This window comes from Mycolicibacterium setense (genome assembly GCF_000805385.1).
Classification (GTDB): Bacteria; Actinomycetota; Actinomycetes; order Mycobacteriales; family Mycobacteriaceae; genus Mycobacterium; species Mycobacterium setense.
In genome coordinates this window covers 373527-392250 of record NZ_JTJW01000008.1, presented here as the reverse complement: position 1 = coordinate 392250, position 18724 = coordinate 373527, and the positions used below count along the sequence as shown (strand labels likewise).

Below are 18724 nucleotides of genomic sequence, written 5' to 3'. Positions count from 1 at the left end.
TTCGCCCGCTAGCGGGCAGCCGCGGAATTGGCGGCCCACTGCGCGTCGGCCAGAGACTTCTCGACATCGCGGCGGCCCAGGAACATCTCATCGAAATACGGCTTGAGGGCCTGATATCCGGCCGGAAAGCCCGCGGCGCCGGGCGCAGCGATGCGCGGCCCGCGCAGCACCCGGAAGAACGGCGCCACATCGACGCCGCGCGCCTTCCAGTAGCCGTGGTAGACGGGCTGGGCGGCCAGGACAGCGGGGATGGCGGCGCCTTTGGCCCCGAGGTATTCGTTGCCCCGCTTGCTGCCCATCCAGGACAGCACCTCGCGCACCGCATCGGGGTGACGGGTCGAGGAGTTGGCCGCTGCCGCAATGCCATTGGTGACACTGACCCGGCCTTTGGGGCCGGCCGGCAGCATCGCCACACCCCAGCGGAAGCGGGCCTGGTTCGCGATGGCGGCCAAGTTGTAGGTGCCGGACTGGAACAGGGCCATGCGACCCTGCAGGAAGGTGTTGCGCGAGAAGTCGCCGTTGTTGTTGGTGGCAGATGCCGGTGGGGCGACGTGATCGTCGTTGATCAGCCGAACCAGATAGGTGAACGCCTCGACGGCCTGCGGGTTGTCGAAGGCAAAGCGGTCACCGATGTTGAAGATGCCGCCCGCCGAGCCGATGTAGTTGAGGTAGATGCCCTGGAGATCGTTGGCGGCGTTGTAGCCCCATTGCCGGATCCGGCCGGCGTCGAAACCGTCGGTGTCTGCCGCGCGGCCCTGCTCGTCGACGGTGAGCCTGGCCGCCAGCGACCGCAGTGTGTCGTCGGCGCCGTTCGACCACCGCAGCGTGGTCAGCTCGGCCAGGTCCACTCCCGCGGCGTCGAGCAGGTCGGCGTTGAAGTACACCGCGATGCCGGCGTCGGTCAGTTGGGGCACGGCCCACAGCGCGTCGTTGCGGGTGAACTGATCGACCACCGCGGGCTCCCACGCTCTGGCAGCGTTGGCGCCCAAGGTCTGTCCGATGTCGAGCAGGCGGCCGTTGTCGGCATATCCCGCCAGGTAGGCGTTGGACAGCCAGAAGATGTCATCGGCACTGCCGCCGGCCACATCGGTGCGCAGGCTGTCGAAGTACGCGGAGTAGGCGACGGTGTTGACCCGCACCTCGATGTCGGGATGTTCCTTACCGAACTCCGCGAAAGATTCCCGGTAGGCGGCCGCGACCTGCGGATCCCACAGGCGCACGGTGACGACCGTGCGCCCCTCGTGTTCGGTCGTCCGGCCGAGCAGCGCGGCGGCGACGAGCAGGACCGCCATGGTCAGCGCCAGACCTGCAGCCAGCAGAGTGGAGCGCCGGGGCCTCATACCCGCCCCGCGCGAGATCGACAATATGGTTGTGGCTGAGGAGTTTCCACAACCCTGGCGTTGATTTCGGTGATCATTTGATGCCCGTCACCACGATCGAGCGCACGATGTTGCGCGAGAAGGCGATGAACAACACGATCAGCGGGACGATCGCCACGGTGGTCGCCGCCATCACCAGCGTCCACTGCGCGTTGTACTGCGTCTGCAGCCCGGCCGTCGCGACGGTGAGCACCTGCCACCTGCTGCCGCTCGTGATCACCAACGGCCACAGGAAGTTGTTCCACTGGCTCACCACGGTGATCAACGCCAGGGTCACCAGGATCGGCCGGCTGGCGGGCACCACCACATGGGTGATCACGTCCAGGGTGTGGGCGCCGTCGAGGCGGGCCGCATTGATCAGGTCGCCGGGAATGGACCGAAAGTACTCGCGCAGCAGGAAGATCGCGTAGGGCGAGCCGAACATGAACGGCAGCACCAGCGCCCAGAATGTGTTGCGCAATCCGGCCTCGGCCATCATCAGATACAGCGGCACGATGGTCACCGTCGCGGGCACCATCAGCGTCGCGATATAGACCCAGAACAACGCATCGCGGCCGGGAAAGTGCAGCCGGGCAAACGCGTACGCGGCGAGCACCGAGAACACGAGTTGCCCGAGCAGGATGACGGCGGTCATCAGTGCTGTGACCACGAAAGCGCGACCGAATCCGGCGTCGGACAGCCCGGCGTAGTTCTCCAGGGTCGGTGGCGTGGGCAGCGACAGCGGGGGATCGGTGGCGAATTGCTCGGCGGAGGTGAACGACGTCAGCAAGCCGAGACCGAAGGGCAGCAGCGTGATCAGCGCGCCGAGCAGGAGCCCCACATAGATGAGGGCGTTACGTGAGGTCATAGCTGATCCTGCGACGGAAGTACAGGTGCTGCAGCAGCGTGATGCCGACGAGGATGACGAACAGCACGATGGCCATCACGGAGGCCCGGCCCACCGCGGCCGCGCCGAACGCCTCTGCATAGATGCGGTGGGCCACCAGATCCGTGCGACCTTGCGGCCCACCCGCAGTCAGCGCGTACACGGTGTCGAATACCTGTGCGGCGCTGACAATTCCGGTGACCAGGACGAAGAACATGGTCGGCCGCAGCATGGGCAGGGTGATGTGGCGGAATCGCTGCCAATCGGTGGCTCCGTCGGTGCGGGCCGCGTTGTGGACATCGGCCGGGATGTTGAGGATGCCGGCCAGGAAGAACAGCGTCACGTAGCCGACGTTGGTCCACACCACCACGGCCGACACCACCGGCAGCGCCAGGCCCGGATCGGTGAGCCAGTCCACCTGCCGGCCCAGCACAGTGCTCACCGCCCCGTCTGTCGGAGCCAGGATCCATTTCCACAACACCGCGATGGCCAGTGGGGCGCAGACCCACGGCAACACGTACACGGTGCGGAAGAACGCGGTGCCGGGCAGCCCGCGGGCCAGCAGTGAAGCCGCGATCAGCCCGAGGAGGGTTTGGGTGGGCACCACCAGCACGACGAACAGCAGTGTCACCGCAAGCGACATGGCGAACGAGGAATCGGTCAGAACCGACGCCCAATTGTCCAGTCCCACATACTCGATCGGGCCGAGGAGATCCCACCGCTGCAGGCTCAGCCAGATCACCACCAGCATGGGCAACAACAGGAACGTAGCGACGCCGAACAGGCTGGGGGCGACAAGTGCGTACCCCAGCGCGGTGGTGCGGACACGCGAGGTGGCCATCGAGCCATTAAAGCGGTTCATCACCTCCATACGCCACGTCGGCACCGCACGGGCCACCCTCAACGCCGAAAGGTCGTCGTTCAATCCCGGCCCGGGCAATTTGCTCAGATGACGTACATCACTTGACGGCTCCGGAATCGAATTCGCGGCCTCGCACTTGTAGCAGGTAATCACCGCTAACAGGGGGGAATGCCATGAGGCAACCGCAGCGAGCGCCGAGGGGCGCTTCGATCACCAAGGTGACGCAGTCCGTGCTGTTCACCGTTCTCGCCCTGGCCGCCATGGTCCTCGGCTCGCTGGCCGGCCCGCTCGCCTCGGCCAATGCCGCCGACGGATGTGCCGACGTCGAAGTCGTGTTCGCCCGCGGCACCAACGAGGCACCCGGTGTCGGCGCCACCGGGCAGGCATTCGTCGACGCACTCACCGCCGACCTGCCCGGCAAAACGATCGACGTGTACGGGGTGAACTATCCGGCCTCGCTGAACTTCGGCCAGGCGGCCGACGGTATCGCCGACGCGAGTAACCGGATCCAGTCGATCGCGGCGAACTGCCCGGCGACCAAGATCGTGCTCGGCGGTTACTCGCAGGGCGCCGCGGTGGCCGGATACACGACCTCGAGCGCCGTCCCGGCCGGATACGTCCTGCCCGCAGGTATCAGCGGACCCATGCCCGCATCGATCGCCTCGCATGTCGCGGCGGTGGCACTGTTCGGAACTCCCGACGAGTGGGTTCTGGGCTTGGCCGACCGCAGTGCGCCGCCCATCGCCATCGGCCAGCCCTACGTGGCCAAGACGATCCAACTGTGTGCGCCCGGCGACCCCATCTGCTCTCCCGGCGGACTCAGCCGCGCCGCCCACAGTTCCTACAAGGACAACGGGATGGCAATCCAGGCAGCTGATTTCGCGGCCCGCCAACTCGGTGGTGCGGCACCCTCGGCGCCGGTGGTGCAGACCGCGGGCGAGGTCAGCCAGAACTGACGCCGACTGAACACAGGCCGACGGCCGGAAGTGGATCCTGAAAGGGACCGCTTTCGGCCGTCAGCCGTTGAGGTCCCGAAACCCGGCGACCGTGTCGGCCAGGGTGATTCGCGGATCGCGGTAGGTGATGCCGAGGTCTCGCTCGCTCGGTGAGTCGTCGGACGCCGGCATCTGTGTGTAGTACTGCATCCCGGCTTCGGTGAACGGTGTCTGAAACGGCAGGAAGGGACCCATCCGGTCGAGCACCTGTCCCGCGACGCGCAACACGGTGTCGGGAACCGGGACGGCGAACATGGTCTTGTCGCCCACCTCGGTGAGCAGCTTGGCCAGCTGGTCCACCGGAATGCGGTGTCCGCCCGCCATGTAGCGGCGGGGCCCGCGGCCGGGTTCCAGAAGCGCGACGTGCAGGGCGGCCAGGTCACGCCCGTCGACGATCGTCCAGGCTGCGCTGCGACCCGGAATCGCGCCGAGTTGCAGTGCGGCGGCGACACCCTCGCCGGCCTCGCCGAACTGGTTGCCGACCGGCGGTCCCATGACCATGCCGGGATAGGTGATGTTCACCGGCGCGCCGGCGTCCTGCATGCCGCGGGCATAGATCTCGACCTGCGCCTTGGACCGCCCGTAGCCGTCGGTCCCGCCGAACACCGGCAGGTCCGCTTCCAGCGTGTCCACGTCCGGATTGAACAGCGCGGTGATGCTCGAGACATGGATGATCGGGTCCAGGCCGAGTTCCGCGGCGCCGCCGAGAACATTGCGCGCACCGTCCATATTGGTGCTCATCATCTGCGCGGTCTGACTCGGATCGGTGGCGACCAGCGCCGCACTGTGCAGGACGGCGTCGCAGCCCTCGAGCGCGTGCATGACCGAATCGCGGTCGGTGATGTCGCCGACGGCAAGATCGGACACGTCGACCCCGAGCTTGGCGACGCTGGTCTGCAGCCGGTCCGGATTGCGCACCAGGAATCGGACGGAATGACCGGCGTCGGCAATCGCTTTCGCGCTCCAACCACCCACAAAACCGGTACCGCCGGTGACCAACACGCGCATGACCGCCAAGCTAGTCCGTCGGGCGTCGCCGGGAAGCGGTTTGGATTTGTCGGCTCAGCCTCCGTTCTGGATTTGTCGGCTCAGCCTCCGCGCAAAGTCGCGAGCTCCCTCATATTCGCCAACCCCTGCTCCTGAGCCTCATCGAGGAACTCCGGCAGTGGGGCCCGCAATTCGGGCAGCACCTCGTGGTCGAGCAGCGCCTGCAGGTCGGCCTGCTTGGCGCTGCGGCCGGCCTGGTTGTCGAGCTCTTGAACGCCGGCATCGGTTGTGTAGTCGTACAACTCGTGATGGACGGGACGCGCGGTATCGATCTCCATGGAGCCGGGCTTCCAGTATGTGTACATGCCGAGCTTGGCCTGCGGGGTGCGCACCGCGACGATGTGGCTGGGCGCTGAGGTCGGGATCTCGGTGGGCGGGCCGGAAGTGCCGAAGAACTTCTTCGCCAGCGGGGATTTCATCAAGGCCGCCATCTCCTCCACGGACATGTCGTCGGTGGCGTGGGCGATCCACGGCCGGCCCGATGCCGCTGCGTCGGCGGCGATTCCGGCGATGTCGGCACGGCTGGACAGATAGGAATAGCGGGAGTCCGATCGCCAGTTCGGGCCGCCGTGGGCGATGGTCATCAACAGCGGCGCCAGGTCGGCACTCGACGTCAGCTGGGTGCGGGCGTCGCCGGGCTGAGGTGTCAGGTGGCCCGACGGGTCGCGGATGTAGAGCGGCACCCGGATGCTCTCCTCATAGACGGCGGCGCCCTTGCCGCGCAGGCCGTGCGACCCGGCGTATTCGCCGTGGTCGGAGGTGAACACGACGACGGTGTTGTCGTCGATGTCCGGACGGGTGGCCAGCGTGTCGAGCACCCGGCCGATCTGGGTGTCCACCTGCTGATGCAGCCACAGGTACATGTCCAGGCACCGGGCCCATTGCGCAGATGACTCTGGCCCGGTGTAGTCCATCGCGCCGGTCATCAGTGGCGACATGAAGTTCATGTAGTCGATCTGCAACTGTGGTTTGCCGCGGCGACGCAGATCGTCGGCGGTCTCGAAGTTCACCGGCTTCGCGCTGAACCGGCGCGGAACATCCTCCGGCAGAGGGTTTTTCGGCCACCAGCAGATGTCATGCGGGTTGACCAGCGACACCGTGGTGCACCATGGGCCCTCGTTCGCATGTGCGTCGAACCACCCGGCGAACTGATCGACGATCGAAGGGTCCTGCTGCAGGCCCTGGTTCGGCGCGCCGTTGGGTGACGGGTAGGTGCCGCCGGAGAAGCCGTGGACGTCCAGGCCGTCGGGGGTGTTGTCGGCCGCGCTGCCCAGGTGCCACTTGCCCCACCACCAGGTGCGGTAACCGGCGTCGCGCAGCATCGTCCCCCACGTCGGGAACCGGGCCGCCAGCGTCGACTCCGTGGGACCTTCGCCGGTGAACAGGCAACCGGTCTGGTGGGAGTACAGCCCGGTGGTCAGCACCCCGCGCGACGGTGTGCACATGTTCGACGCGCTGTAGTGCGAGCCGAACGAGGTGCTCCGGGCGCGCAGCCGGTCGAGGTTCGGCAGCAGCGCGCCGAGTTGCTGTGAATCGGGGAACCATTTCGGCGCCCGCATCTGGTCCACGATCACGACGAGAATGTTGGGCTGGCCGGCCACGTCCGGGCGGCGTCCGCCCAGCAATTCATAGCCGCCGAATCCGACTGCGGCCGCGCCGGCGGCGACTGCCGCACCACCCAGGACTGTCCGCCTGCTGAGCTCTGCCATTCAGCCAGGTTAGGCCTCGCTACGATCGGTGTGGTGTTGACGGCTCAAGATCCGGTGACCTGGAAGCCGCGGCGCATCGCCGTCGCCGGGACGACGGGGTCGGGCAAGACAACGCTTGCGACGCGGCTGTCGCACGAGTTCGACCTTCCATACGTCGAGATCGACAGTCTGTATCACGGACCGGGGTGGGAACCGCGGCCGACGTTCGTCAGCGACGTCGAACAATTCATCGCGGGAGATTCCTGGGTGATCGAATGGCAGTACCGCGACGTGCGTGGCCAGATCCTGGCCCGGGCGGACACGCTGCTGTGGCTCGACCTGCCGACCCCGGTGTCCATGCGTCAGTTGACGCATCGCACCCTTCGCCGGCGCTTCGCCCGCGTCGAGTTGTGGAACGGCAATATCGAACCGCCGCTGCGCACAATCTTCACTGACCCGGATCACATCTTGCGCTGGGGTTTTCGCACCCGGAACAAGCTTCGCGACGCCATCCCCGCGCTGGCACCGCATTTGCCTCACCTGCACATCGTCCGATTCGCGCGCCACCGTGACGTCGAGGCCTGGTTGGGCCGCGTCGGTCCCACCTGAACCAAGCCGGCCCGCGGCGCCGCTACCGTGGGGGCGTGACAGCTCAACGACGCGTGGACGCCGACTTCCTGGAGCTGCCCCGGTTCGAGTTGGCTGACGCGGCACTGTCCGCGGCTGCCGCGGCCGGCGCCAGCTATGCCGATCTGCGGATTCACCGCATCACCACCGAGATCATCCAATTGCGCGACGGCGAGTTGGAGATGTCTGTGGTCAATCGCGAGGTGGGCCTGGCGGTGCGGGTGATCGTCGACGGCGCGTGGGGATTCGCCTCCCATGCCGAACTGGCGCCAGAGGTGGCCGCCGAGACGGCGCGCCGCGCGGTGCAGGTGGCCACGACGCTCGGGTCGTTGAACGCCGAGCGCATCGAACTGGCCGGCGAACCGGTGTACACCGATGTGACCTGGGTGTCCGACTACGGCGTGGATCCGTTCGGTGTGCCCGCCTCGGACAAGATCGCCCTGCTCGGTGAATACTCGGGCCGGTTGCTGGCGGCCGACGGCGTCGACCATGTGTCGGCCGGGGCGCATGCGGTCAAGGAACAGACGTTCTACGCCGATACCTTCGGATCCTCGATCACCCAGCAGCGGGTGCGGGTGATGCCGACGCTGGAGGCCGTGGCCGTCGATTCTGCGGCCGGGTCCTTCGAGACCATGCGTACGCTCGCGCCGCCGACCGCGCGGGGCTGGGAGGCACTCGCCGGTGACGAGGTGTGGGACTGGACCTCTGAACTGGCCGAACTGCCGACATTGCTCGCCGAGAAGACCAAGGCGCCCTCGGTCGTCGCCGGCCCCACCGACCTGGTGATCGACCCGTCCAACTTGTGGCTGACGATTCACGAATCGATCGGCCATGCCACCGAGTACGACCGGGCTATCGGGTACGAGGCTGCCTACGCCGGAACATCGTTCGCCACCCCGGACAAGCTCGGCACCATGCGCTACGGCTCGCCCGTGATGAACGTGACGGCTGACCGCACCGTGGAATATGGCTTGGCCACAGTTGGTTTCGACGACGAGGGAGTGCGGGCGCAGAGTTGGGATCTGGTGCGCGACGGCGTCTTCGTCGGCTACCAGCTGGATCGGGTGTTCGCGCCGCGACTCGGACACGCCCGGTCCAACGGCTGCTCATATGCCGATTCGCCCCACCACGTTCCGATTCAGCGGATGGCAAATGTTTCACTGCAGCCCGGTCCGCAGGATCTCAGCACGCAGGACCTGATCTCGCGGGTGTCCGACGGCATCTACGTGGTTGGCGACAAATCCTGGTCGATTGACATGCAGCGGTACAACTTCCAGTTCACCGGACAGCGGTTCTACCGGATCCGCGACGGACGGCTGGACGGTCAGCTGCGCGATGTCGCCTACCAGGCCACCACCACCGACTTCTGGGGCGCGATGGAAGCCGTCGGCGGGCCGTCCACTTGGCGTCTCGGCGGGGCGTTCAACTGCGGTAAGGCTCAGCCCGGGCAGGTGGCGCCAGTCAGCCATGGCTGCCCCAGCGCACTCTTCCGTGGCATCAACGTACTGAACACCCGGACGGAGGGCGGCCGATGATCGGCGCACAGCAGGTCGTCGAGATCGCCTTGACCGCAGCAGATCCGGGCACAGAAACCACTGTTCTGGTAACCGACCGTACCGATGCGTCGCTGCGGTGGGCCGGAAACTCGATGACCACCAACGGCGAGACGGTCAGTCGCACCATCACGGTGATCTCGATCGTGCGCCGCGGCGACAAGGCGCATGTCGGATCGGTGCGCTCCACCGAAGTGGACCCGGCGGTGATCCCGGAACTGGTGGCCGCCGCCCAGCGTGCCGCGGTGGCGTCTCCCGAAGCGCGCGACGCCGCACCACCACTGCCGGGCGCCGGGATGCCGGCCGATTGGGATGAGCCGGTCGCGAGCACCGGAGCGCAGGTTTTCACCGGCATCGCCGGGGATCTGGCCAAAGGGTTCGCCGGTTCCGACCAGCTCTACGGCTATGCGCGCCACGTCTTGGAGACGACGTTCGTGGCGACCTCGACGGGGCTGCGCCGGCGTTACACCCAGCCGACGGGATCGGTGGAGATCAACGCGAAGCGGAACGGAGCCAGCGCCTGGGCCGGGGTGAGCACCCCGGATTTCGTTGACGTGCAGGTGGAGTCACTGCTCGACGAGCTGTCATTGAAGCTCGGTTGGGCGGAGCGGACGGTGGAACTGCCTGCCGGCCGCTACGAGACGCTCATGCCGCCGTCGACGGTGGCCGACATGATGATCTATCTGACCTGGGCGATGGACGGACGCGGAGCGCAGGAGGGGCGCACGGCGCTGTCGGCTCCCGGTGGGACCCGGGTCGGGGAGAGGCTCACCGATCTGGGACTGACGCTGTATTCGGATCCGTTCGCGGGGGCGCTGGCCTGCCAGCCGTTCGTCGCGGTACCGAGTTCATCGGAGCGGGTGTCGATCTTCGACAACGGCATGGACATCGGCCGGGTGGACTGGATCCGTGACGGGGTGATCAATGCGCTCGCCTACCCACGGGCCGTTGCGGCCGAATATGGCACGCCCGTCGCGGTGCCCGCCGACAATCTGCTGATGACCGGTGGCACAAGCGAATTGGCCGATATGATCGCGGGTACCGAACGCGGCCTGCTGCTGACCACGCTGTGGTACATCCGCGAGGTCGACCCGACGGTGCTGCTGCTCACCGGGCTGACCCGTGACGGCGTCTACCTGATCGAGGACGGCGAGGTGACCGCCGCCGTCAACAACTTCCGGTTCAACGAGAGCCCGCTGGATCTGTTGCGGCGCGCCACCGAGGCCGGCCTCACCGAGGTCACGCTGCCGCGCGAGTGGGGTGACTGGGCCACCCGTGCATCCATGCCGACCCTGCGGATCCCGGACTTCCACATGTCGTCGGTGAGCCAGGCGCAATGAGGTAAAGGTGTTGTCCGAACGGCAATTCGCGGTATACGGTCCGTCGCACTGGGCCGCCATCGCCGTGTTTGTCTCCGGCGCGCTGCTGGTGGTTTGGCTCGGCCGGCGGCAAAGCGACCGTCAATCAAGGACATTCGGCCGCATCCTCGGCGCACTGACGGCCGTGATCTACGTCGCGATGTTCGTCTACACGCTCATCCCGCCGTCCATCGAACGGTCTGTGCCGTTGCGGTTGACCGACCTGGCCTCCGTCGTCGGGGCTTACGCGCTCTGGTCGCAGCGGCGGTGGGCATTTGTGCTCACGTACTACTGGGGTCTGGTGTTGAGCACCCAGGCCTTGATCTCACCGGTGCTCAAGAGCCCCGATTTCCCGCACTACGAGTTTCTGGCGTTCTGGTCGATCCACCTGCTGGTGGTCTGGGCGGCAATCTATTTGACCTGGGGGCGCGGGATGCGTCCCGACTGGGGCAGTTATCGATTGGTGGTGCTGGTGACCGCGGTGTGGGCCGTGGTCACCATGGCGTTCAACAGTATGGCGGGCACCAACTACGGCTTCCTCAACGCCAAACCGGCCTCCGCGTCGTTGCTCGATCTGATGGGCCCGTGGCCGGTTTACGTACTGGTGGCCAGTGCCTTGGTGGCAGGCGTGTGGGCGCTCATGACGTGGCCATGGGAATCTCGGCGGTATCGCGGCCGCTGAGCCGGTCGTCCCACACCTGCAATACCTGTGCGGAGGTACGCGGAGTCAGCAGGCTCACCACGATGTAGGTGATCAGGCTGGACACCAGGCCGTAGTAGATGGGTTCGTTGGCCAGAACGTCGCCGACGACCGCCATGGTTCCCAGCGTGACGACGGTGCCGACTGCCATTGCCGCCAACGCGCCGGCGCCGGTGGCGCGCTTCCACAGGAACCCACCGATGATCGGCACCAGCAGGCCGCCGACGAGGATGTCGTAGGCGATGGTCAGGGCGCCGACCACATCGTTGAGCAACGCGGCGATGATGATCACCATGACGCCCAGCACAGCCACATAGCGGCGGTCGGAATGCACGTCGACTTCAGGGTTTTCGGCTTGCTCGGGCCTGCGGCCGAGCAAGCGCAGCAGCATGGGCTTGATGTCGGTCCGTGCCACCGTGGCGGTCGCGATCAGCGCGCCCGACGCGGTCGACATCATCGCGGCGACGGCCGCGGCGAGCACGATACCGCTGATGCCCACGGGCAGAATCGCTTCGGCGATCTGGGCGTACACGTCGTCCTTGGCCTCGATGTCAGGCATGAAGGTCGATGCGGCCAGGCCGATCAGTGCCCCCGCGATTCCGTAGAACACGCAGTAGACGGCGGCGGTCGTCCCACCCCATCGCGCCACCTGCGGTGAGCGTGCGGTGAAGACCCGCTGCCAGATGTCCTGACCGATCAGCATTCCGAAGCTGTAGACCACAAAGAACGTGATGATGGTGTCGGTTCCGATTGCGGTGAGGTCGAAGACCGCGTCACCGGCGCGGTCGCGAATGCCGTCGAATCCACCTGCCCGGTGCCAGGTGAATGGCAGCAACAGGAAGAACACGCCGATGGTCTTGAGGACGAACTGCACCATGTCGGTGAGAGTGATGGACCACATGCCGCCGATGGACGAGTACAGCATGACGACCACGCCGCCGATGATCACCGAAAGCGTTCGGCCCGTGCCGAACAACACGTTGAATACGGTCGCGTAGGCGATGGTCGACGTGACGGACAGCATCAGCGTGTAGGCCGCCATCACAACACCGGAGGCCGAGGTCGCGTCGACCCCGTAGCGCAGGCTCAGCATCTGCGCGACGGTGTAGACCCGAAGGCGCTGAATGGGTCCGGCGAACAGCAGGCTCAGCGCCAGCAGGCCGACGGCGATCGCCACCACCAGCCACATGCCCGAAATTCCCCATTTGTAGCCAAGGCCTACGCCGCCGACGGTGGAGGCACCGCCGAGCACGACGGCCGCCATGGTGCCGGTGTACAACGTGGGCCCGAGACGCCGGCCCGCGACCAGGAAGTCTGCGGAGTCCTTGGTCCGAGTCTTACCCCAGAACCCGAAGGCGAGCATCGCGACGAGATAGATGACGACGATCGCGATATCGACTGGTTTGCCCACGATGATTCCTTCGGTCAGAGGTGAGTGGGAGCGAACATCTTGAGTAGCGCAGGCAGCACGACAACAGCGGGTCCCCCGGTGTCGAAGGTGGCGGCCACGATCTCTCCGACGTTGTCGGGGGTGGCAGTATGCGCGGGAATTCCGAAACTGGCTGCGAGTTGGGCGAAGTCGGGCCGGGCCAGGTCGGTGGCGGTGGCGGTGCCGAACTCGGCGGTCATGTACTCGCGCAGGATGCCGTAGCCCCCGTCGTCCACGATCAACCAGGTGATGTTGGCGTCGTGCTGGCGGGCGGTGGCCAGTTCGGCGATCGAGTACATGGCACCCCCGTCGCCGGACACCGCGAAGGTGCGTTCGCCCGTCGAGATCGCGGCGGCCAGCGCGGCCGGAAAGGCGAACCCCAAACCACCTGCGCCCTGGGCGGAATGGAACCCACCGGTTTGCGGGTCCCACACCGACCAGGCCCAGTACCCGGCAATCGTCATGTCCCAGAAGGTGTGGGCGCCCGATGGCACCGAGGCCCGCAGGTCGGCCATCAGTCGCAGCTCGGTGGCCACGTCCTGGCCGGCAAGCCTGTCCTGCACAGCTTTCCGCAGATCCGAGGCTTGGGAGGCGCCCGCGGTGTTGTCGCGTGACTCGACCAGCTCGGTCAGCGCCCGCAGGGCCGGCGCGGCGTCGGCATGGATGGCCAGAGCGGGGTGGTTGGCCTCCAGTACGCGCGCCTCGGCGTCGATGTGGATGAGCCGGCCTTGCGGGACGAAGGTGAAGTAGTTGCTGGTGACCTCGCCCATCGCGGTGCCGACGGCCACCAGTACGTCGGCGTTCTCCAGCATCTCGGTGGTGTAGCGGTCCTCGATCCAGGAGGCGGCCGACAGGGGATGATCGAAGCCGATGGCGCCCTTGCCTCCGACGGTGGAAACCACGGGGGCACCCACTTTTTCGGCCAGTGCCACCAACGCTTGAGATCCTCCGGCCGACCTGCGCACGCCGCCGCCGGCCAGGATGACCGGTCGCTGCGCGGAATTCAGCAGCTTCGCGGCCTCCCGCACCAACTCCGACCGCGGGGCGCGTTGCGTCGGCGTCACGTCAAGGGCGGCCACCGGCGGTACCGTCGTCGGCTCCAGCAGGACGTCCTGCGGGACCTCCACCCACGTCGGCCCGGCCGGAGCCGAGCGCGCCAGCGCATAGGCGTCGGCGATCAGGCTGGGAATCTCGGCGGCCTGACGCACGGTGGCAACGCTTTTGGTGACGTTGACAGCGCTGGCCTTCTGATCGTCGAGCTGGTGCAGCATCCCGCGGCGCAAGCCCATGCCGGATCGCGGCACCTGGCTGGCGATCACCAGCACCGGCACCCCGGTGGCGTAGGCCTCCTGCAGCGCGCCCAGTGCGGTCAGCGCGCCGGGACCGGTGGAGAGGAACAGCACGCCGACCTCGCCGGTCACGCGGCTGTAGCCGTCGGCGCCGAACGCGGAGTTGTTCTCCACCCGGGAGCTGACGAATGTCAGGTCGCTGCGCCGGATCGCATCGAACAAGCCAAGCGCGTTCTGGCCGGGGATGCCGAACACATGTGAGACACCCAGCGCGGCAAGGGTTTCGACGACGAGGTCGCCGCCGTTACGCATCAGGGCCCAACGCCAGCAGAGACACCAGATCGTAGGCGACGTGCGAGGCGGCGACACCGGTCATCTCGGCATGGTCGTAGGCCGGGGCGACCTCCACGACGTCGGCGCCCACCAGGTTCAGCCCGCGGAACCCGCGCAGGATCTCCAACAGCTCGCGGCTGGTCATGCCGCCGGCCTCGGGAGTGCCGGTGCCCGGGGCATGGGCTGGGTCGAGCACGTCGATGTCGATCGACACGTAGACGGGCCGGTTCCCGAGCCGCTGCCGGAGTTTGTCGACAACTTCGCGCACGCCCTGGTAGTACACGTCGGACGAGGTGACGATGCCGAACCCGAAGCGGCGGTCGTCCTCAAGATCCTTCTTGCCGTACAGCGGCCCGCGGGTGCCGACGTGCGAGAGCGCCTCGGTGTCGAGGATGCCCTCTTCGACGGCACGGCGGAACGGTGTGCCGTGGGTGTACTCGGCGCCGAAGTAGGTGTCCCAGGTGTCCAGGTGGGCGTCGAAGTGAACCAGCGCGACGGGGCCGTGCTTGGCGGCGGCCGCGCGCAGCAAGGGCAGCGCGATGGTGTGGTCACCGCCGATGGTCACGAGCTTGGTGCCGTCGGAGGTGAGGTCGCGGGCCGCGCCCTCGATGGTCTCGATGGCCTCGTGAATGTTGAAGGGGTTCACCGCGATATCACCGGCGTCGGCGACCTGGATGAGCTCGAACGGCGACACGTCCATCGCCGGGTTGTACGGGCGCAGCAGCCGCGAGGACTCACGCACGTGGGTCGGGCCGAACCGGGCGCCGGGCCGGTAGGAGACACCGGAGTCGAAGGGGACCCCGGCCACGACCACGTCTGCTTTGGTCACCTGGTCAAGACGGGGCAGGCGGGCAAACGTGGCCGGGCCGGCGAAACGCGGGATCTTCGATGCGTCGACGGGGCCGATCGGGGCGGTCATGCGGTCACTTCCTCTGCGGTGAGCTGCATTCAGGTCTGGTGTGGTTCGACGTGAATGTGATGTGCGTTACGGTAAACCCACAGTTCAGCGCATGCAATCGATTCGATAGTGACCTAGGCGTCAGATGTTTTGATATGCCTGCAGTTCGTGTTATTCAGATCATAAAGCGCGGTATCTGCTGGCTGAGGCGATCTTTCTGCCGGTAGATTCGTGAGGAAAATTCTTTGACCGAATTTCAGGCGGTGCCGCGATGGACGAGGTAGACGAGGCGATCATCAGCCTGCTCGAAGGCGATGGGCGGCTGACGCATCGCGACATCGCCCAGCGCGTGGGCTTGTCACGCTCAGCGGCGGCAGCCCGGACACAGCGCCTCATCGACGGCGGGCAGGTCGTGATCCGCGGTGTCGTGCATCCCGCGGTGCTCGGCCGTGGCGCCCTTGCCCATGTGAGCGTGGTGGTCGCCGGACCGGTTGCCCGGATCGCGACGAGCCTGGCCGAGCGCGTCGACGTCGCATTCCTCTCGTTGACGAGCGGTGCGTACGGATTGATCGCCGAGGTGCGGGTCGCGTCGATCCGCGACATCGACGGCGTGATCGCCGAGTTGCGTGCGATGGAAGGCGTCGTGGGTGTCGACACGCTCACCTACGTCGAGGTGCTGCGCGACGTCGTCGGTCCGGTCGGCGATGTCAGCGTCGAGGTCGACGATCTCGACCTGGCGCTACTGCGCGCGCTGCAGGACGACGGACGTGCCTCCTATGTGGATCTCGCCGAGAGAGTGGGGCTTTCACCCGCGGGAGCCCGGCGGCGGGCGGTGCGGTTGGTGGAATCGCAAGTGGTGCGCATCGGTGCGGTGGTCCGGCATTCCGGGCAGGACCGGCAGAGTGCGCTCGGACTCGGCATCCGGCTGACCGGAGCCGGAGACGAAGTGGTGTCGGCCCTGGTCCGGATGCGGTCGGTGATCTTCGTGGCTCGCACGCTGGGCCGGTTCGATCTGTTGGCCACAGTGCGGGCCTTCTCGGCCGCGCAGTTGGTCGAGATCCTCGACGCCGTGCGTGCGCTGCCCGGAGTCGGTGTGATCGAGAGCTGGGTCCATCTGGACGTGGTCAAGGAGAGCTACGCCTCCGGTCTCGAAGTATTGGAATCGGAGCCCGGGTAACCACACGGTATCGGGTGCGTTGGTGGATACTGCCGATGTGTCTGCCGATGTGCTCAATCAGTTGACGGGCCTGGTCGCGCTGTCGCCACCGCGGCTGGCCGACATCAATGCCGATGTGCGTGAAGTATGTGCTTCGACGCTGGGGTTGCCGCCCCTGCCCGCCGAGACCAGCGGCGGTGCCGTCGACCCGATGGTGACCGAGTTCGCCGAGCAGTTCAGCATCGATGTGACCGGTATCAACACCGCACAGCGGGCCGCGTTCTCCGACCTTCTCGGACCTGACGTATTCACGGTGGCGACGTTGATCTACGTGGCCGACTTCGTGCCGCGGATGCGCGCGGGACTCTTGGCCCTCGGCGTGGACTGGCCTGCCGAACCGGTCGCGTGGGACCACGAGACCAACCCGGGGGACTATGTGCTGGACACCTTCGTGCCCGGCGTCGGGCGGATGCGTGCGTTGGACCCGGTGACCTCCGAGATCGTGCGGCTACGTGGGGCCCGCCAGCACAACTGCCGGCTGTGCAAGTCGCTGCGGGAGGCCACGGCGCTGGAGGCCGGTGCCACCGAGTCGGACTACGACGGCATCGACGACTTCGAGAACTCGAACCTGCCCGATCGGCACAAAGCCGCTTTGCGCTACGTCGACGCGCTGATCTGGACACCCGCTGCGGTGCCCGGTGACGAACTCCGCCAACACTTTTCGCTGGACGAGGCGGTCGAGCTGACCCTCGACGTGATGCGCAACGCGTGCAACAAGGTGGCGGTCGCGCTCGGCGCCGACGCCGCCCGTGTCGACGAGGGCACCGAGGAATACCGGCTGGGTGCCGACGGCCAGCCCATCTACAGCTGAGGCTTTCTGTTGCGCCGCTTTCTACATGGGGGCAGTACGCACGCCGGCCGAAACCACCGCCCTCAGGTAGAAATCGATGATACGAGCCGTAGAACGTCATCGATTTCGACCTCGGTGGTCGCCCACGAACAGACGAACCGCACCGTCGGCCGCAGCGGGTCGGGACGGTGGACCGAATAGCCTGCCGACACCGCGGCATAGGCGGCAGGCCCGAGGTCGACGAAGATCTCATTGGCCTCCGTGGGTACGGCCAGCTTCAGGCCGAGTGCCTCCAAGCCTGCGCTGAGCCGGCCGGCCATCAGGTTGGCGTGGGCGGCCGTCTGCAGCCACAGTCCATCGCGCAGTATCGCCTCGAACTGGGCCGCGATGAAACGCTGTTTGCTGGCAAGCTGACCGATCTGCTTCTGCACGAAGCGAATTCCGTCGAACAACTCGGGGCGACGCACCAGGATCGCGTCGCCCATCAGCATGCCGTTCTTGGTGCCGCCCACGGTGACGATGTCCGCGTCGGCGATGGCCTCCGATGCAGTGATGTCCAGGGCGGCAATCGCATTGGCGATGCGGGAACCGTCTACGTGGACGAGCAGGTCGAGGTCGTGGGCGTGGTCGATGAAATCCTTGATGGCTCTTGGACTCCAGACGCGGCCATTTTCGGTGGACTGGGTGATGGTGACGACCCGTGGCTGCGAATGGTGCACCGGGCCGCGACGGGCCACCGCCGTGTCGAGCACGGCCGGGTCGACCAGACCGTTGTCACTGGGCAGCTTTGTCACCGGAGCGCCCGACAACCGGACCGGCCCGCCGGCCTCGTCGACCAGTGAGTGCGCGATGTCGCTGCACAGGATCTCCTGCCACGGTCGCACGGCCGACGCCAGCGCGATGACGTTGGCCGCCGTGCCGGTCAGCGCGAACAGCACGTCGGCGTCGGGGGAGTCGAAGGCGGTCTTGACGGCTTCGGCCGCGCGCCGGGTGGCGGGATCGTTCCCGTAGGACGCGACGGCGCCGGAGTTGGCGGCGACGATCGCGTCGATCACCTTCGGGTGTGCGGGCGCGGCATTGTCAGAGGCGAACGCGTGAGAAGGCACGTGGGCCATGATCCCACCGACGAGCGCTACGTCGAGGCCACCTTCTTCTTGAGCAACAGCGCCGGCAACACCACCGTGGCCACGGCCGTGACCACCCAGACCACCACGGTCGCGGCGATCCAGGAGCCGACGCCACGGATGCTGAGGCCGTGGGTGAGTACCGAGGCCAGGACCAGCGCGACCAAGGTGGAGACCAGCCCGATGCCGCCCAGAAATGCCGAGGCGTAGCGGCTGGCCATCTTGAGGAAGAACGGCGACAGGATCGCTTGAGCGACGGAGAAGATCACCACTGCGGTGATGAAGCCCCACGCCGACACCGAGACGCCGGGCACCAGCCAGGCGGCGACCAACAAGCCGATGGCCGAGGAACCGAGGAAGATCGCTATGCGCAGCAGAAAGCGGATCATGCGGTGAGCGTAACCACGGCATGCCTGCCTGCGGCCCCTCATTGGCATCTGTGCACGCGGCGTGTGCGACCATATTGCCGCGCAGATGCGCCCGGGGGCGGTAGCTCAGTTGGTCAGAGCTGGGGACTCATAATCCCTAGGTCGCGGGTTCGAGCCCCGCCCGCCCCACTCAACACTCGCAC

At 66.8% G+C, this 18724-nt stretch carries 17 protein-coding genes and 1 tRNA gene; 8 read left to right on the top strand and 10 right to left on the bottom strand.

What is annotated here, in order from left to right; genetic code table 11:
- Positions 1 to 8: 8 nt before the first annotated feature.
- The 3 genes from QQ25_RS20215 to QQ25_RS20205 form a co-directional block, all read right to left on the bottom strand.
- Positions 9 to 1340 carry an ABC transporter substrate-binding protein gene (locus QQ25_RS20215; protein WP_039380657.1) on the bottom strand — a complete coding sequence of 444 codons (1332 nt, stop codon included), beginning with the start codon at positions 1338 to 1340 and terminating at the stop codon, positions 9 to 11.
- Positions 1341 to 1413: 73 nt separating this feature from the next.
- Positions 1414 to 2226, bottom strand: coding sequence for a carbohydrate ABC transporter permease (locus QQ25_RS20210; RefSeq protein ID WP_039321958.1), 813 nt, complete (start codon positions 2224 to 2226; stop codon positions 1414 to 1416).
- Entirely contained in the window at positions 2213 to 3085 is an 873-nt protein-coding gene (locus QQ25_RS20205; RefSeq protein WP_039323058.1) for a carbohydrate ABC transporter permease, read from the bottom strand. The genes QQ25_RS20210 and QQ25_RS20205 overlap by 14 nt, the downstream gene beginning before the upstream one ends.
- Before the next feature lie 281 nt (positions 3086 to 3366).
- On the opposite strand from QQ25_RS20205, the gene QQ25_RS20200 reads away from it, so the two are divergent.
- Positions 3367 to 4062 carry a cutinase family protein gene (locus QQ25_RS20200; protein WP_407661818.1) on the top strand — a complete coding sequence of 232 codons (696 nt, stop codon included), beginning with the start codon at positions 3367 to 3369 and terminating at the stop codon, positions 4060 to 4062.
- Positions 4063 to 4122: 60 nt separating this feature from the next.
- On the opposite strand, the gene QQ25_RS20195 is transcribed toward QQ25_RS20200, so the two are convergent.
- On the bottom strand, positions 4123 to 5109 hold the full coding sequence (locus QQ25_RS20195; protein ID WP_039380656.1) for an NAD-dependent epimerase/dehydratase family protein: 987 nt from the start codon (positions 5107 to 5109) through the stop codon (positions 4123 to 4125).
- A gap of 80 nt (positions 5110 to 5189) precedes the next feature.
- A complete protein-coding gene (locus tag QQ25_RS20190) occupies positions 5190 to 6857 on the bottom strand; it encodes a sulfatase-like hydrolase/transferase (RefSeq protein ID WP_039380654.1) in 1668 nt (555 codons plus the stop codon).
- A gap of 33 nt (positions 6858 to 6890) precedes the next feature.
- Here QQ25_RS20190 and QQ25_RS20185 point away from each other — a divergent pair, with 33 nt between their 5' ends.
- Genes QQ25_RS20185 through QQ25_RS20170 form a run of 4 tightly spaced genes read left to right on the top strand, consistent with a single transcriptional unit; the run spans position 6891 to position 11056 of the window.
- Positions 6891 to 7445 carry a P-loop NTPase family protein gene (locus QQ25_RS20185; protein ID WP_039381118.1) on the top strand — a complete coding sequence of 185 codons (555 nt, stop codon included), beginning with the start codon at positions 6891 to 6893 and terminating at the stop codon, positions 7443 to 7445.
- Between the two features lie 35 nt (positions 7446 to 7480).
- Positions 7481 to 8998: a TldD/PmbA family protein gene (locus QQ25_RS20180; protein WP_039380652.1), complete on the top strand. Its 1518-nt coding sequence runs from the start codon at positions 7481 to 7483 to the stop codon at positions 8996 to 8998.
- The gene (locus QQ25_RS20175; RefSeq protein WP_039380651.1) at positions 8995 to 10356 is read left to right on the top strand and encodes a metallopeptidase TldD-related protein; all 1362 of its coding nucleotides are present in this window, start codon (positions 8995 to 8997) and stop codon (positions 10354 to 10356) included. Before QQ25_RS20180 ends, QQ25_RS20175 begins: the two co-directional genes overlap by 4 nt.
- A 7-nt stretch (positions 10357 to 10363) precedes the next feature.
- A complete protein-coding gene (locus tag QQ25_RS20170; RefSeq protein WP_039380648.1) occupies positions 10364 to 11056 on the top strand; it encodes a YwaF family protein in 693 nt (230 codons plus the stop codon).
- Here QQ25_RS20170 and QQ25_RS20165 read toward each other — a convergent pair.
- The 3 genes from QQ25_RS20165 to speB are packed head-to-tail and all read right to left on the bottom strand — an operon-like array spanning position 11013 to position 15044.
- Positions 11013 to 12485 carry a sodium:solute symporter family protein gene (locus QQ25_RS20165; protein ID WP_039321938.1) on the bottom strand — a complete coding sequence of 491 codons (1473 nt, stop codon included), beginning with the start codon at positions 12483 to 12485 and terminating at the stop codon, positions 11013 to 11015. The genes QQ25_RS20170 and QQ25_RS20165 overlap by 44 nt on opposite strands.
- A 14-nt stretch (positions 12486 to 12499) precedes the next feature.
- Positions 12500 to 14104, bottom strand: a complete 1605-nt coding sequence (locus QQ25_RS20160; RefSeq protein ID WP_039380647.1) for a thiamine pyrophosphate-binding protein — start codon at positions 14102 to 14104, stop codon at positions 12500 to 12502.
- The gene (gene speB / locus QQ25_RS20155; protein WP_039380645.1) at positions 14097 to 15044 is read right to left on the bottom strand and encodes an agmatinase; all 948 of its coding nucleotides are present in this window, start codon (positions 15042 to 15044) and stop codon (positions 14097 to 14099) included. The genes QQ25_RS20160 and speB overlap by 8 nt, the downstream gene beginning before the upstream one ends.
- Before the next feature lie 250 nt (positions 15045 to 15294).
- Here speB and QQ25_RS20150 point away from each other — a divergent pair, with 250 nt between their 5' ends.
- Both QQ25_RS20150 and QQ25_RS20145 read left to right on the top strand, forming a co-directional pair.
- Complete coding sequence (locus QQ25_RS20150) at positions 15295 to 16200, top strand: Lrp/AsnC family transcriptional regulator (protein WP_039380644.1); 906 nt, start codon at positions 15295 to 15297, stop codon at positions 16198 to 16200.
- A 22-nt stretch (positions 16201 to 16222) separates the two neighbouring features.
- Positions 16223 to 17050, top strand: a complete 828-nt coding sequence (locus QQ25_RS20145) for a carboxymuconolactone decarboxylase family protein (protein ID WP_234711946.1) — start codon at positions 16223 to 16225, stop codon at positions 17048 to 17050.
- Positions 17051 to 17112: 62 nt separating this feature from the next.
- Here QQ25_RS20145 and QQ25_RS20140 read toward each other — a convergent pair whose 3' ends face one another.
- Both QQ25_RS20140 and QQ25_RS20135 read right to left on the bottom strand, forming a co-directional pair.
- Positions 17113 to 18144, bottom strand: a complete 1032-nt coding sequence (locus tag QQ25_RS20140) for a threonine aldolase family protein (protein WP_101906071.1) — start codon at positions 18142 to 18144, stop codon at positions 17113 to 17115.
- 17 nt (positions 18145 to 18161) lie between these two features.
- Positions 18162 to 18542: a phage holin family protein gene (locus tag QQ25_RS20135; RefSeq protein ID WP_039380642.1), complete on the bottom strand. Its 381-nt coding sequence runs from the start codon at positions 18540 to 18542 to the stop codon at positions 18162 to 18164.
- Between the two features lie 94 nt (positions 18543 to 18636).
- Between QQ25_RS20135 and QQ25_RS20130 the strand changes: the two genes are divergently transcribed.
- Positions 18637 to 18710: transfer RNA gene (locus QQ25_RS20130), tRNA-Ile, on the top strand.
- Positions 18711 to 18724 lie beyond the last annotated feature (14 nt).

What these genes read in the sequence shown, in the direction of transcription:
- QQ25_RS20175 (WP_039380651.1), top strand. Translation starts at nt 8,995, where the DNA reads ATGATCGGCGCACAGCAGGTCGTCGAGATCGCCTTGACCGCAGCAGAT.
- QQ25_RS20150 (WP_039380644.1), top strand. Translation starts at nt 15,295, where the DNA reads ATGGACGAGGTAGACGAGGCGATCATCAGCCTGCTCGAAGGCGATGGG.
- QQ25_RS20160 (WP_039380647.1), bottom strand. Translation starts at nt 14,104, where the DNA reads ATGCGTAACGGCGGCGACCTCGTCGTCGAAACCCTTGCCGCGCTGGGT.
- QQ25_RS20210 (WP_039321958.1), bottom strand. Translation starts at nt 2,226, where the DNA reads ATGACCTCACGTAACGCCCTCATCTATGTGGGGCTCCTGCTCGGCGCG.
- QQ25_RS20205 (WP_039323058.1), bottom strand. Translation starts at nt 3,085, where the DNA reads ATGGCCACCTCGCGTGTCCGCACCACCGCGCTGGGGTACGCACTTGTC.
- QQ25_RS20135 (WP_039380642.1), bottom strand. Translation starts at nt 18,542, where the DNA reads ATGATCCGCTTTCTGCTGCGCATAGCGATCTTCCTCGGTTCCTCGGCC.
- speB (WP_039380645.1), bottom strand. Translation starts at nt 15,044, where the DNA reads ATGACCGCCCCGATCGGCCCCGTCGACGCATCGAAGATCCCGCGTTTC.
- QQ25_RS20195 (WP_039380656.1), bottom strand. Translation starts at nt 5,109, where the DNA reads ATGCGCGTGTTGGTCACCGGCGGTACCGGTTTTGTGGGTGGTTGGAGC.
- QQ25_RS20200 (WP_407661818.1), top strand. Translation starts at nt 3,367, where the DNA reads ATGGTCCTCGGCTCGCTGGCCGGCCCGCTCGCCTCGGCCAATGCCGCC.
- QQ25_RS20215 (WP_039380657.1), bottom strand. Translation starts at nt 1,340, where the DNA reads ATGAGGCCCCGGCGCTCCACTCTGCTGGCTGCAGGTCTGGCGCTGACC.
- QQ25_RS20190 (WP_039380654.1), bottom strand. Translation starts at nt 6,857, where the DNA reads ATGGCAGAGCTCAGCAGGCGGACAGTCCTGGGTGGTGCGGCAGTCGCC.
- QQ25_RS20140 (WP_101906071.1), bottom strand. Translation starts at nt 18,144, where the DNA reads ATGGCCCACGTGCCTTCTCACGCGTTCGCCTCTGACAATGCCGCGCCC.